This is a genomic window from Streptomyces sp. BL1, from assembly GCF_057628045.1.
Genome location: NZ_JBXYWZ010000002.1, coordinates 4,550,208 through 4,562,429, shown reverse-complemented (window position 1 = coordinate 4,562,429; position 12,222 = coordinate 4,550,208). Strand labels below are relative to the sequence as shown.

At 71.0% G+C, this 12,222-nt stretch carries 12 protein-coding genes, 1 tRNA gene and 1 riboswitch; of the genes, 8 read left to right on the top strand and 5 right to left on the bottom strand.

What is annotated here, in order from left to right; all coding sequences use genetic code 11:
• Positions 1 to 268: 268 nt before the first annotated feature.
• A complete protein-coding gene (locus AC3AGO_RS20140) occupies positions 269 to 1,027 on the bottom strand; it encodes a TetR family transcriptional regulator (RefSeq protein WP_487821615.1) in 759 nt (252 codons plus the stop codon).
• 287 nt (positions 1,028 to 1,314) lie between these two features.
• On the opposite strand from AC3AGO_RS20140, the gene wrbA reads away from it, so the two are divergent.
• The 4 genes from wrbA (at position 1,315) to AC3AGO_RS20120 (ending at position 4,583) form a co-directional block, all read left to right on the top strand.
• Positions 1,315 to 1,938 carry an NAD(P)H:quinone oxidoreductase gene (wrbA, locus tag AC3AGO_RS20135; protein WP_487821614.1) on the top strand — a complete coding sequence of 208 codons (624 nt, stop codon included), beginning with the start codon at positions 1,315 to 1,317 and terminating at the stop codon, positions 1,936 to 1,938.
• A gap of 19 nt (positions 1,939 to 1,957) precedes the next feature.
• The gene (mdlC, locus tag AC3AGO_RS20130; protein WP_487821613.1) at positions 1,958 to 3,775 is read left to right on the top strand and encodes a benzoylformate decarboxylase; all 1,818 of its coding nucleotides are present in this window, start codon (positions 1,958 to 1,960) and stop codon (positions 3,773 to 3,775) included.
• Positions 3,776 to 3,925: 150 nt separating this feature from the next.
• A tRNA-Arg gene (locus AC3AGO_RS20125) sits at positions 3,926 to 4,001 on the top strand.
• Positions 4,002 to 4,082: 81 nt separating this feature from the next.
• Positions 4,083 to 4,583, top strand: a complete 501-nt coding sequence (locus tag AC3AGO_RS20120) for a hypothetical protein (RefSeq protein ID WP_487821612.1) — start codon at positions 4,083 to 4,085, stop codon at positions 4,581 to 4,583.
• Positions 4,584 to 4,667: 84 nt separating this feature from the next.
• On the opposite strand, the gene AC3AGO_RS20115 is transcribed toward AC3AGO_RS20120, so the two are convergent.
• The 4 genes from AC3AGO_RS20115 to AC3AGO_RS20100 all read right to left on the bottom strand — a co-directional run bounded on the left by AC3AGO_RS20115 (position 4,668) and on the right by AC3AGO_RS20100 (position 9,058).
• Complete coding sequence (locus AC3AGO_RS20115; protein WP_487821611.1) at positions 4,668 to 5,357, bottom strand: DUF4232 domain-containing protein; 690 nt, start codon at positions 5,355 to 5,357, stop codon at positions 4,668 to 4,670.
• Between the two features lie 246 nt (positions 5,358 to 5,603).
• Positions 5,604 to 6,722 carry a GNAT family N-acetyltransferase gene (locus AC3AGO_RS20110; protein WP_487821610.1) on the bottom strand — a complete coding sequence of 373 codons (1,119 nt, stop codon included), beginning with the start codon at positions 6,720 to 6,722 and terminating at the stop codon, positions 5,604 to 5,606.
• Between the two features lie 536 nt (positions 6,723 to 7,258).
• Complete coding sequence (locus tag AC3AGO_RS20105; RefSeq protein WP_487821609.1) at positions 7,259 to 8,095, bottom strand: transglycosylase SLT domain-containing protein; 837 nt, start codon at positions 8,093 to 8,095, stop codon at positions 7,259 to 7,261.
• A gap of 2 nt (positions 8,096 to 8,097) precedes the next feature.
• Positions 8,098 to 8,261, bottom strand: a riboswitch (cyclic di-AMP (ydaO/yuaA leader).
• 302 nt (positions 8,262 to 8,563) lie between these two features.
• Entirely contained in the window at positions 8,564 to 9,058 is a 495-nt protein-coding gene (locus AC3AGO_RS20100; RefSeq protein WP_487821608.1) for a hypothetical protein, read from the bottom strand.
• A 208-nt stretch (positions 9,059 to 9,266) separates the two neighbouring features.
• Between AC3AGO_RS20100 and AC3AGO_RS20095 the strand changes: the two genes are divergently transcribed.
• The 4 genes from AC3AGO_RS20095 to AC3AGO_RS20080 all read left to right on the top strand — a co-directional run bounded on the left by AC3AGO_RS20095 (position 9,267) and on the right by AC3AGO_RS20080 (position 12,086).
• Positions 9,267 to 9,773: a GNAT family N-acetyltransferase gene (locus AC3AGO_RS20095; RefSeq protein ID WP_487821607.1), complete on the top strand. Its 507-nt coding sequence runs from the start codon at positions 9,267 to 9,269 to the stop codon at positions 9,771 to 9,773.
• Positions 9,774 to 9,926: 153 nt separating this feature from the next.
• Complete coding sequence (gene sph, locus AC3AGO_RS20090) at positions 9,927 to 10,946, top strand: sphingomyelin phosphodiesterase (protein ID WP_487824724.1); 1,020 nt, start codon at positions 9,927 to 9,929, stop codon at positions 10,944 to 10,946.
• 121 nt (positions 10,947 to 11,067) lie between these two features.
• Positions 11,068 to 11,496 (top strand): TIGR03668 family PPOX class F420-dependent oxidoreductase, encoded by a 429-nt coding sequence (locus AC3AGO_RS20085; RefSeq protein ID WP_487821606.1) that lies wholly within the window; start codon positions 11,068 to 11,070, stop codon positions 11,494 to 11,496.
• A 203-nt stretch (positions 11,497 to 11,699) separates the two neighbouring features.
• Positions 11,700 to 12,086 carry a VOC family protein gene (locus AC3AGO_RS20080; RefSeq protein WP_487821605.1) on the top strand — a complete coding sequence of 129 codons (387 nt, stop codon included), beginning with the start codon at positions 11,700 to 11,702 and terminating at the stop codon, positions 12,084 to 12,086.
• Positions 12,087 to 12,222 lie beyond the last annotated feature (136 nt).

Below are 12,222 nucleotides of genomic sequence, written 5' to 3'. Positions count from 1 at the left end.
AGGGATCATGGCGGGCGTGCGGGGACGCACACCCTCGGTGGTTCAGTGGTCGTCAGTGGCCCGGTCGTTGTCGTGACCGGTGTTGCCGCGCCGTTCATTGGCGGACGGACCGGTGGTGGGCGGTCCGTTGCCGCGCCGGCCGGTGCTGGGCCGGTTGTTGCTGCGCCGGTCGTTGTCGCGCCGGTCGTTGATGGGTTCCGGCCGGGGCGCGGTGTCCGGCTCCGGGCGGAGCCGGGTGGAACGGAGTCGAAGTCGGATCGGCAGCGCCTCAGCAGCGCTTCCGGAGTTCCTCCAAAGTGGCGGCGTGGCCGGGCAGTTCGGACCTTGCCGGGGCGCGGAGCCCGTCGAGGAAGAGCTGCACGTGCCGTTCGATGAAGCGTCCGATCTCGGCGCTGCCGGTCCACGGCAGCGGCCTGGTGAGCTGACTCAGCGCGACCATCAGATCCCCGACCGCGATGTCGGGCCTCAGATGCCCCGCTTCCTGGGCACGCCGCACCAGCTCCCCCGTACGGTCCTCAAGACGCGTGCGCGCCTCGAGAAGTTGAGGGTCGTCCTCGTTGAATCGCCGGGACAGCACGGGGCAGAGCGCGCCGATGCGCTCCTCCACCGCGCCGCTGACGAACCCGCGCACCGCGTCGAACCCGGCGTCGGACTCCGCACCCGCTCCGGGGCCCCCTACGGGCTCCCCTTCGGGGTCCGCCGCGTCCTCGCCGGGTGCGCCTTGCGTACGGGGCGCGGCGAGCGCGTCGAGTGTTTCGAGCGCCGCCTGCGCGCGCTCCGTGATCCGGTCCGTGACGGCCAGCACGACGGCGCGTACGAGTTCGTCACGGTCCGGGAAGTGCCGGTAGAGCGTCGCGTTGCCGATGCCCGCGGCGCGGGCGATCTCATCCAGCGGCACGTCCGGCCCCTGTACGACGAAGGCCTCGCGGGCGGCGGCGACGATCCGCTCCCGGTTGCGCGCGGCATCCGCGCGCCCCTTGGGGGCGGCCTTCCGCTGAGCGCCCTCGGTGGCGGTGCTGCTGCCCATGTCCCGACTCCTTGCCGTCCGGTCCGGATCGAAGCGGGGAAGAGTTCCCCGCTTTGTGCGACACGGGCTTAAACGGGGAGGGGATCCCCGTTTATTTCGCCTCCGGGATGTGACCTGCGCCACCTCCCCCAAGAACGGACAATCGTGACGCATATGAAAATTTCCCCCGGGTTGTCCGGAGTTCCGCCGGGCCGGGCCACGCCCCCTGCGGATCCCCCGGAGAACCCGGAGAGCCACCCAGAGAACCCCGGAGATTCCCGGGGATTTCCCGGAGAACGGAGCGCCCCATGGCCCCCTCAGCCCCCGTGAAGGTCGCCGTCATCTACTACTCGTCGACCGGCACCATCGCCGCTCTCGCCAAAGAGATCGCCGCGACGGCGGAGCAGGCCGGAGCCGAGGTACGGCTGCGCCGCGCCACCGAACTCGCCCCGCAGGCCGCCATCGACTCCAACCCGGCCTGGGCGGCGAACGCCCGCGCCACCGCCGACATCCCCGAGGCCACCCCGGAGGACGCGGACTGGGCCGACGCGCTGATCCTCGGCAGCCCCACCCGCTTCGGCAATGTGTCCTCGCAGCTCAAGCAGTACATCGACCTGCTCGGCGGGCTCTGGGCCGAAGGCCGGATGGCGGACAAGGTCTACAGCGGCTTCACCTCCTCCGCCACACTGCACGGCGGCCAGGAGTCGACCCTCCTCGCGCTCTACAACACCGTTCACCACTTCGGCGGTCTGACTGTGGCCCCCGGCTACACCGACCCCTCGAAGTTCACCGACGGCAACCCGTACGGGACGTCGCACGTGGACGGGCAGGGCAGCAACCCCGTGGACGACACCTCGCGCAAGGCCGCCCGGGTCCAGGCCGAACGCGTCGTCCGCATGACCTCGGCCCTCAAGAGCGGCCTCGCCGCCTGACCCCTGCGGGAGCGACGACATGCCGGCCACGACAGGCTCCTCCTCGAACTCGCCCGACGCGGCGGGCACTTCGCATACCGCGGACACCTCGCGTACGTCGGGGTCTTCCCGTACGGCGGGGTCTTCCCGTACGGCGGAGGCCTCACGTACGTCAGGGGCGCCGACCGTACGGAGGGCGACGTTCGATCTGCTGCGGGCGCGCGGGCTGACGACGGTCTTCGGGAACCCCGGCTCCACCGAGCTGCCGTTCCTGCGCGACTTCCCGTCGGACTTCACGTACGTCCTGGGCCTCCAGGAAGCCGTCGTGGTCGGCATGGCCGACGGATACGCGCAGGCGGCGGGCCGCACCGCGCTGGTCAATCTGCACACCGCGCCCGGCGTGGGCAACGCGGTGGGCGCCCTCGTCAACGCCGCGCACAACCACACGCCGCTGCTCGTCACCGCCGGCCAGCAGGTACGCCCGATGATCACGCTGGAGGCGCTGCTCACGAACACCGGGCCGGCGCCCCTCCCCCGGCCCGCGGTGAAGTGGGCGTACGAGCCGCCGCGCCCGCAGGACGTACCGGCCGCGCTGGCCCGCGCCGTACAGATCGCCGAAACCCCGCCGCGCGGGCCGGTGTTCGTCTCGCTGCCCATGGACGACTTCGACGTGGAACTGACCGGCGCCGAGTACGCCGCGGCCCGGCAGGCCGCGCGGCGCGTCGTACGCGGCGACACGGCCGCCGACGACGGGAGCGTCGCCGCCCTCGCGGCCCGGTTGTCGGCGGCGGCCGACCCCGTACTGGTGACGGGCGGCGCCGTGGACGCCGAGTGCGCTTGGGACGCCGCCGTCGCGCTCGCCGAACGGCTGGAGCTGCCCGTGTGGGCCTCACCCGTCGAGGGCCGCGTCGGCTTCCCCGAGAACCACCCCCTCTACCGGGGAGAGCTGCCCTCCTCCATCGCCTCCCTCTCCGCCGCGCTCACGGGGCACGACCTGGTGCTGGTCGTCGGCGCGCCCGTGTTCCGCTACTACCCGTACGAGCCCGGGCCGTTCCTCCCCGACGGGGCGGAGCTCGTCCAGCTCACGAGCGACCCCGACGAGGCGGCGCGCGCCCCTGTCGGGGACGCCCTGGTGGCAGGCCTGCGCCCCACCCTGGAACACCTCCTGGACCGCCTCCCGGAAGGGCCCGGCGGGCGGGTGGGCGACGCGGGGGCGGGGCACGGGGCCGGGGAGGGCGCGGGGTCCGGCTCCGGTACGGGCGCCGGGTCCGGGTCCGGGTCCGGGGAGGTTGCGGGTTCGGCCTCAGGGTCGCCCTCCGGGGCGATGACGCCCGACACGGCGATGGCCGTACTCGGCGAGCACGCGCCGCCGGACACCCTGTGGGTGCACGAGTCCCCGTCCAACCTGAAGGCGTTCCGCCGGCACGTCCCCGTCACCGCGCCGGAGTCCTTCCTGATGACCACCGGCGGCGGCCTCGGCTTCGGCCTTCCCGCGGCCGTCGGCGCCGCGCTGGCCCGGCCCGACCGGCCCGTGATCGCGGTCATCGGCGACGGCTCGGCACAGTACGCCGTCCCCGCGCTGTGGACGGCCGCGCAGTGGAAGGCGCCGGTCACCTTCGTGGTGCTGTGCAACCGCGAGTACGCGGTCCTCAAGTCCTTCGCCGACTTCGAACAGACCCCCGATGTCCCCGGGCTCGACCTCCCGGGCATCGACCTGCGGGCCCTCGCCACGGGGTACGGCGTCCCCGCCCACCACGCCGACGGCCCCGACGCCCTGGGGGAACGCCTCCGCCACGCCGCGACGGAGCGCGCCACGGGCCCGGCCCTGATCGAGGTCCCCGTCACCGGCTTCGCCTGACCCCAACACGGCCACTCCGTTACGGAGTTCACCCCCACCGCCCCACCCCGGCTCCCCCGGACACCGCCCCGCGCCACACTCCGGAACCCGATCCACAACCACCCCCCACACCCGGTAGGCTGTCCCCGGCCGCGCGTCTCCGCCGGCCCCGCCTCCGTAGCTCAGGGGATAGAGCACCGCTCTCCTAAAGCGGGTGTCGCAGGTTCGAATCCTGCCGGGGGCACCAGTGGAAAGGTCCCCAGCCGGTCATGGTTGGGGACCTTTGACATCCACAGCTGACATCAACGGTGCTGGGGTGCGGTGGAACATGGGCGAGGACGAGGCTCTGGGCCGGCTGCGGTTTCTTGTGCAGTCGCGTGCCTTCGGCTGGTACGTCGGTTCCGGACGACTCATCCAAGCGGCTCTGGACGCGCTCCTCGCCGGAGTCGAGGCTCCGTCCCTCCCGCTCCTGGCCGGCCTCGGACGTTGCGAGGAACTTGAGGCGCCGGAGCTGTTCGAGAGTCTCGTGGAAGAACTGGGCATTGGGTTCGAAGCGCCGGCAGACCGCTCCGCGTTCTGCTGGGCTCATGCCTACTGGCTGGCTGACCAGATCGTTGACGGCTCCTTGGACCCGGGGTGGGGTGCTGACCTGATCTGGATGGAAGCAGCATCACCGCTCGGCTATCCCGAAGAACTCCAGCAGATCGTCAAGTACGCCAGTGAGCTGGACGACTGGCATGAAGGCTGGACCGTCTCCAAGGAACAGCTCACAGCAGGCGCACTTCAAGCAGCGCGTGAGCTGGCCGAACACCCCAGGGAGACTTCCTGAACCATTGCGAAGCCCCGGAGCGATGAACAGCTCCGGGGCTTCGGCAGCGACGAGGAGGATCGCACGCCCGTGCCGCGCACCGTCCTACTCGGTCGTGTGTGTGGGGTAGACCTGGACGTCGGTGTAGGCGCCCTTGATGGCTCCCGCGCCCGCGGGCCACTTCAGGCTCACGGCGTGGGTCTCGTTCGGGGGCGTGACCTGGATGTTGGTCGGGTGCGAGAGGCTTTCGCCGCTCTTGTCGATGTCGTAGGCGAGGTTGAAGACAGCGGCGTCGCCGGGCTTCAGGTTGGTGATACGCGGCTGGGCCTGGCCGCGCTCGACGGGGTTCGAGGTCTTGTCGGCGTCCTTGATGTCGACGCCCGCGAAGCCCGTCGCCGAGCAGGTGGTCGACCCCCGGTTGACCATGGTGATGTCGATCCTGCCGGAGTCCGCGTCGGGCGCGGCGTCCTTGGCGTCGATGGCCAGGTCCTCCGTCTTGCAGAACTTGTCCTTGCCGCCGCCGGTCTTCGTCGCACCGTTCGCGGCGTCGGCGCGGGCCTCGGTGTCCTCACCGGAGCCCGACTTCGCGTTGCTCGCCTCCGAATCGCCGGAGCCCGAACCGCCGGAGCCCGAACCGCCCTCCGACTTCGAGCCACCGCCCGAGGGCGAAGAAGACGAGGACGACGAGCCCTTGGAGGACGTGTCCGTCCCGGAGCCGTCGTTGCCACAGGCGGTGAGCGACAGGGCGGCGGCGACGCTGATGGCAGCGAAAGCGGTGGTGCGGGTGTACTTCACGGTGTTCCCCCATGAGTAGCGCGGTGCATGTGGTCGGAAGTATTTGTATCTCGCACCGAGTTACAGGCGGTCCTCCGCCTCGTCTCCGTTCTGTCACGAGCGTATTGGCCTCACGGCTCGCCAAGACGTCGCCGCACGGTCATCTGCCTGGCCCGAGCTCCGCCTCAACCAGCCCCGCAACCTCCTGAGTTGGTGAGGCAGCCGGGGAAGACGAGGGCCGTGCGGGCAATGGCGGGGCGGTGGCGGTCAGTTGGAGTCTGTACGGCGGGTGGGGCGGAGGGTGGCGGCTGTTTTGAGGAGGCGGTCTGCCGGTTCGCGCAGGGCGGGGTGGGCCAGGACCGTGTTCCGCAGGCCGCGTACCGGGCGGCGCCACGTGCGGTACGCCGCCGACACCGGGTGCGGGCGGGTCGCGAAGCCCTCGCCCACGTGCAGGTCGCGGGTCTTCAGCCAGTCCTTGTACTCCTTTTCGCCGCGGCCGAAGTCGATGAGGTGGATGCCGTTCCGGCGCGCCGCTTCGATCATGCGGAGGTGCATCATGAGGCCCGGCGAGTAGCGGTGGAACTCGGGGTCGTACGTGGTGAACCAGGCGGCGAGCACCGTACGCGACCTCGGTCCGAAGTGCGCGGCCACCGGGCGGTCGCCCGCGTACAGCACGGACAGCACGCCGGTGAAGTGCTCCTCGCGGACCTGGAACAGATGGTCCGTCAGGTCGACGATCCACGGCCGCGCGAACCGGTCCATCCGTCCCGTCTGCCGGTACTGGGCAGACTTCCAGCTCATGAGTCTGCGCAGCATCCGCGGATCGCGCTCGTCGAAGACGAACCGGATCTCGCCCACGTCGCGCGCCAGGCGGCGTTCCTTCTTCAGGGTCGTCTTGGCCTGCCCCGGGTACGCGCCGCGCAGCCAGTCCGCGTAACTGCCGCCGGAATCAGGGGTGTTGTCGTCCTCGTCGGGTGCCAGGTCGACCACCGGCGAGGCGAACGTTCCCGTCACGTACGGGCCGAAGGGCTTCTGCGCGTCGACGAGGTGGTCGAACTCGAAGACGGACAGCCCGCAGGCGCGCAGCAGTTCGTGGGTGTTCCAGGTGACGCCGGGCCGGTGCACGAGGGCCTGGCAGTCGGAGAGACCGAGCCCGATGGCCCGGCCGACGCCGAACGCGCTGCGCTCGTACGGGAGGAAGCCCACCGGCTCTCCGCCCTCGCGCAGAACCGCCACCCGCGCCCCGCTCCGGTGTATGCCGACTCCGGCCGCGAACTCGGGTGCCAGAAAAGGGTTGGCGTATTCGGGCGACTCGTCCATCGCCCCGTGCCAGGCCCGGCGGAGCGACGTACTCAGCTCGTCGGTTCTGTGGATCGTGATGTCCACTTCAGCTCGACCGCCCTTCCGGGGACTCGGCGAGGAACGCGCCGGCTGTGGCGCGGACCCGTAAGGCGTGTGGCTCACTGTTCTCGACTCGCGTGGCCCGCTTGGACCGCATGGACCGCATGGACCGATTGGGCCGCTTGGCTCGCATGGACGACCGCTCCCCCAGTTTCCGTTCCCCGTGCTGCTGCGCTGTCCGTTCCCCCGTGACGCGCTGCCCGTTTCCCCGTGCTGCGCTGCCCGTTCTCCGGGGCGCGGTGTCCACGGGGCTGCGGCCGGGACACGGGCCGTTGAACAGGCTCCAAACTTCGCAAGGCCGAGTGCATTCTGTCCAGAGTGTCCGTTGTAACGGCCATGCGACAGAACTCACTGTGTAATGTCACGACTTGGGGCTTTGTCCGGATACGGCTGCGCGGGGACGGTCCGCGGAGCCGTCGCCCCCCCGGTACAGCAGGCCGAAGGGCACCTCCCGGAGCGGGAGGTGCCCTTCGGTCTGTCTGTACGAGCGGCCGGTTACCGTGAGCGGCCGGCCGCGGCGGTCAGTAGGCGCCCGAGACGTTGTCGATGGAGCCGTACTGGTCGGCGGCGTAGTTGCACGCGGCGGTGATGTTGGCGACCGGGTCGAGGCTGTCCTGCGCGGTGCCGGGCACGTGGTAGCTCTCGAAGGTCGGCGCGATGACCTGCAGGAGGCCCTTGGAGGGCGTACCGGCGGCGGCGTTGGAGTCCCAGCCGTTGGTGGCCTGCGGATTGCCGCCGGACTCGCGCATGATGTTGCGGTGGATTCCCTCGTACGTGCCGGGGATTCCGTGCCGCTTCATGATGTCCAGCGATTCCCTGATCCAGCCGTCGAGGTTGTCGGCGTACGCCGCGGGCCGCTCGGCGCTCCTGTCGGCACGCTTCTCGGCCGACGCGTCCGAAACCCCCGACTGCTCACCGGAGTTCGCTCCGATCGTCAGCTTGAGCCCGGGGTGGATCATCTCCGGATTTCCACCCACGGCCGCACGGTTGTCCTCGTACAGCTCCTTCCAGCCGCCGGGAACGGAATGTTCTTCGGCGATCTTCTGGAGGGAATCCCCCAGCGCCACGGAATACGTCGTGGCACGGTTCTGCTGCGCGGCAACTCCCTTTCCGGACGCGGAAGTCGGGGAACCGGAGCGTGCGGAGGCGGCGGTCTGCGCGGCCGTCTGCTTGGACGCCGCGGTCTGGGCTGCCGCGGGCTTGGCGGCGGTCTGCGCGGGCGCGGCGTGGGCGGACGCGGCGCCGATCGCCGGCAGCGCGAGGGCGGCGCCGCCGGTTCCGGCGACGACGAAACCGCGGTTCAGACGGCCGTTCCTGAACCCGGGCCTGGGACGACGGTGCTTGCCTCGTGCGGGCATGGTGCGTTCCTCTCCGTCGCCTGCGAGGTGAGCTGTCGGGTTCGGGCTGGAGCTGCCCGGCCGCGGTCTCACGGCTTCACCCCTAGCCGTTCCGTGTTCCGGACCGGCGGTCTGCGCGGTTCCCCCGCTCCTGCCGTACGTGGTGGGGAATGGGTGCGGTGACCGGACGGCGGCAGGATTCGGCGTTCCGCCCGGATGAGGCTGAACGTAGGCGAGAAATACGGCGGGAAACAAGGCCCGCATTCCCCTTTCCGGCCCTGTCGGCGGATAGCGGAGACGGATATCCGGGAATTCCCATCACGGCTCTCCGGCCCAACTTTCCTCGGGTGGCGGGGAAATGAGCGGAGGCGGCCCGGGAACTGACGCCGCATAACGTGATGCGAATCACCGGATGCGGGTGGAACCGATGCCCCCAAAAGGCCGTCCAGGGAGAAAGCGCCGGTGAATTCGCGAAGATTCCCTATGCACCTAAACCCGACGATAACGGACAGCCTTGGGTGCTGCCGTGAGCGGGGCGGCCTCGTTTCGGCCCGGAGAGTTAACGCGGTCATGTTCCGTGCGCTCGTGGGGTGTTGAGGGTGCGTGAGAGGTGGGGTGTTCTACGGGGGCGCATCGCAGGTGGGTTCGCTTCCAGCGGGTGGCGGCTGAGGCGCCGGCGCCCAGCGCGGCCGCTGCGAGCAGCGCGGCGAGGGCCGTTCTGTCCACGGGGGCCCAACCCAGGTCGGACATCCGGTTGATGACGAATCCGTCGAGGAACAGCCAGCAGATCAGGGCCGCGCCGAACGCCCTGCGGGGCCCGGCCAGCGCCGCCGTCCACACGGTGAGCGTGGCGAAGAGGGACAGCGCCAGTGTCGGATGGGTGAGGCCTCCGGCGAGCTTGAGGGCGGCGATCAGCACCGCCGACACCGCGTAGGCGCACGGCAGCGCCAGGTCACCGGCCAGGCTGCGGTGGGTTTCCGGCATGGGGACCGCCTCCTGCTGATCTCTTCACCGTGAGTGTGGCGCCGGAAGCCGCCGGAGAACGCGAGGAGGCCGAGACCTTGGCGCCCTCCTGGCGCCGGAAGCGGAATCCATACGGGTCCTTGACTCAGGACGGGCCGGGCCGGCGAGCGCGCTGGGCAGCGGGGGTATCCGGGAGACGTGCGGGGTGGGGGTTTCTAGGATTTGGCGCATGAGTGAGGTGCGAGAGGCGACGGTGGACGACGCGGCCGAACTGGTGCGGCTGCGGCGGGAGATGTTCGTGGCGATGCACGGGGCCGACGAGCCCGGTGAGTGGGAGCGGACCGCGGAGGACGCGGCACGGCGGCAGCTGGCCGTCCCGGAGGGGGCGCGGTGCATGGGTGCCTTCGTCGTGGACGGCGACGTACCCACGACCGGGCGCCCCACCGCCCCGCACCTCGCGGCGTGCGCCGTCGGCACGGTGGAGGAGCGGCTGGCCGCTCCGCTGCATCCGGCGGGGCTCTTCGGGTTCGTGTTCAGCGTGTGCACCGACGACCGGTACCGGGGGCGCGGTCACGGGCGGGCCACCATGGAGGCGCTGCTCGACTGGTTCGCCGCACGCGGCGTTACCCGTGTCGACCTGCACGCCTCCGAGGACGCCGAACACCTCTACCGCTCCCTGGGGTTCGCCGACCACTCCATTCCGCTGTCGCTGGACGTGTCGCGGCGCGCCCATTAGGGCCCACCCCGTACGGCATCCCCTTAGGGCCGCCCCGTACGGCAAGGGCCCGCGGCCGGTGCGCCGAGCGACAGCCGACGGCCTTCACCCGCCCGCTACCGGCAGGTAACGAAGGCTGGTTGGATGTGGGCGGAACCCAAGCCCCCCACACCTCTGGAGTTTCCGTGCGGACGCGTCCACGTATGTCCAGAACCGTCGCCGTGGCGGTCGCAGCCCTCGCGGGTACGGCGGCCGTACTCGGCACAGCCCCCCGCCCAGGCCGCGCCCACGCCCACGACGGCGGAGAACGCGCGGAGCGCGCCCCCGCGGCTGAAGGTGCTGAACTACAACGCCTTCCTGATGAGCAAGAACCTGTATCCCAACTGGGGCCAGGACCACCGGGCCCGGGAGATTCCGGCGGCGGACTGGTTCCGGGGGAACGACGTGGTCGTGCTGGAGGAGGCGTTCGACAACTCCTCCTCGGAGGCGCTGAAGGCCAACGCCGCCGACGGGTACCCGTACCAGACGCCCGTCGTCGGACGGTCGAAGAGCGGCTGGGACGCCACCGGCGGCGCCTGGTCGGGCGCCACCCCGGAGGACGGCGGGGTCACGCTGCTCAGCAAGTGGCCCGTCGTGCACAAGGAGCAGCACATCTACAAGGACGCGTGCGGCTCGGACGCGATGTCCAACAAGGGCTTCCTGTACGCCGTTCTCGACGTGAACGGCACCAAGGTGCACGTCGTCGGTACGCACACGCAGTCCACCGACAGCAGCTGCGGCAGCGGCAAGGCCGTCGCCGACCGGGCCGCGCAGTTCCGGGAGATCGATGCCTTCCTCGACGCGAAGCACATCCCCGCGGACGAACAGGTCATGGTGGCCGGGGACTTGAACGTCGACTCGCGCGGCGACGAGTACGGTTCGATGCTGGAGAACGCCGGCCTGGTCCCGGCGGACGCGCGCACCGGGCACCCGTACTCGTTCGACACGGAGCAGAACTCCATCGCCGCCGAACGCTACCCGGACGATCCGCGCGAGGACCTGGACTACGTGCTGCACCGCAAGGGCCACGCCCGTCCGGACGGCTGGAGCAACGAGGTCCTGCAGCGTCGGTCCGCGCCGTGGACCGTCTCCAGCTGGGGCAAGCGCTACACGTACACGGATCTGTCCGACCACTATCCGCTGACGGCCGGCTGAGCCCCGCCCGTACCCGCCCGGGTCCGGGGTCCCGTGTGCCGCCGCGGGGTCCCGTGTGCCGCCGTGCCGGTCCCGTACGGGGTCCCCTACGGGGCGGGTACGGGCGGGTAGCGTCGGTCGCATGCGGCTGAGCGAGGACGAGGCACGCCGACGGTTCGCGGCGGCCAGGGTGGTGCGGCTGGCCACCGCCGACGAGGAGGGCCGGCCGCACCTGGTGCCGGTGACGTTCGTGGTCCGCGGCGACACCGTCGTGTTCGCCGTGGACCACAAGCCGAAACGGCACCGTCAGCTCAAGCGGCTCGCCAACATGCTTGCCAACAGCGCCGTCTGCCTTCTCGCCGACGAGTACGACGAGGACTGGACGCAGCTGTGGTGGGCGCGCGCCGACGGCTCGGCGCACGTAAGGGACTTCCCCGAGGGGGACCCGGAGCGGGCCGCAGCCGTGGAGGACCTGATGGCCAAGTACCCGCAGTACGGGGCGCACCCGCCCGACGGGCCCCTCGTCGAGATCGCCGTCGGCCGGTGGAGCGGCTGGTCCGCCGCGGAGTAGGGGGCGGTTCCAGGTACGGGTCCGGTACGGGTACGGGCCCCTGGGCCTCGGTCTCCGGTCCCGTGCCGGGGCTCCCGTGCCGGGGCCTCGGGACTACGGCGAAAGGCCGAGCCCCGTACGGGAGTGACCTGCGGCGCGGGCTCGTTGGAGAGGCGAGAAGACAGCAGGCGAACGCCGGCACCGGACCGAAGGAGATCCCCGGTATGTCCATCGCGCTCAACCACACCATCGTGCACGCCACTGACAAAAAGGCGTCAGCGGACTTCCTCGCCACCCTGCTGGGACTGGAAGTGGCGCCGCAGTACGGCCCGTTCCTCCCGGTCGTCACCGGCAACGAGGTCGCGCTGGACTTCGCCGACGCCGGCGACAGTCCGATCACGCCGCAGCACTACGCGTTCCTCGTCTCGGAGGACGAGTTCGACGCCGTCTTCGGGCGGATCCAGGACGCGGGCCTGACGTACTACGCGGACCCGTACCGGACCCGGCCCGGCGAGATCAACCACAACGACGGCGGCCGCGGCGTCTACTGGCTGGACCCCGACGGGCACGTCCTGGAGATCATCACCCGCCCCTACGGGAGCGGGAGTTGAGAGCACCGCCGTCGGATTCACGGCGTTGAGCTGACAGATCCGGGGCAACAGGAAACGTCAGCCGTGGGGCCCGGCACCGGGGGACGGTGCCGGGCCCCACGTACGCGGTCCTGCGCGGGCCCTCGGAGGGCCCGTA

Bases quoted from the DNA above. Each gene is read 5' to 3' on its own strand.
- AC3AGO_RS20085 (WP_487821606.1), top strand. From the start codon at position 11,068: ATGCGGCTGAGCGAGGACGAGGCACGCCGACGGTTCGCGGCGGCCAGG.
- AC3AGO_RS20100 (WP_487821608.1), bottom strand. From the start codon at position 9,058: ATGCCGGAAACCCACCGCAGCCTGGCCGGTGACCTGGCGCTGCCGTGC.
- AC3AGO_RS20080 (WP_487821605.1), top strand. From the start codon at position 11,700: ATGTCCATCGCGCTCAACCACACCATCGTGCACGCCACTGACAAAAAG.
- AC3AGO_RS20105 (WP_487821609.1), bottom strand. From the start codon at position 8,095: ATGCCCGCACGAGGCAAGCACCGTCGTCCCAGGCCCGGGTTCAGGAAC.
- mdlC (WP_487821613.1), top strand. From the start codon at position 1,958: ATGCCGGCCACGACAGGCTCCTCCTCGAACTCGCCCGACGCGGCGGGC.
- AC3AGO_RS20120 (WP_487821612.1), top strand. From the start codon at position 4,083: ATGGGCGAGGACGAGGCTCTGGGCCGGCTGCGGTTTCTTGTGCAGTCG.
- AC3AGO_RS20095 (WP_487821607.1), top strand. From the start codon at position 9,267: ATGAGTGAGGTGCGAGAGGCGACGGTGGACGACGCGGCCGAACTGGTG.
- AC3AGO_RS20140 (WP_487821615.1), bottom strand. From the start codon at position 1,027: ATGGGCAGCAGCACCGCCACCGAGGGCGCTCAGCGGAAGGCCGCCCCC.
- wrbA (WP_487821614.1), top strand. From the start codon at position 1,315: ATGGCCCCCTCAGCCCCCGTGAAGGTCGCCGTCATCTACTACTCGTCG.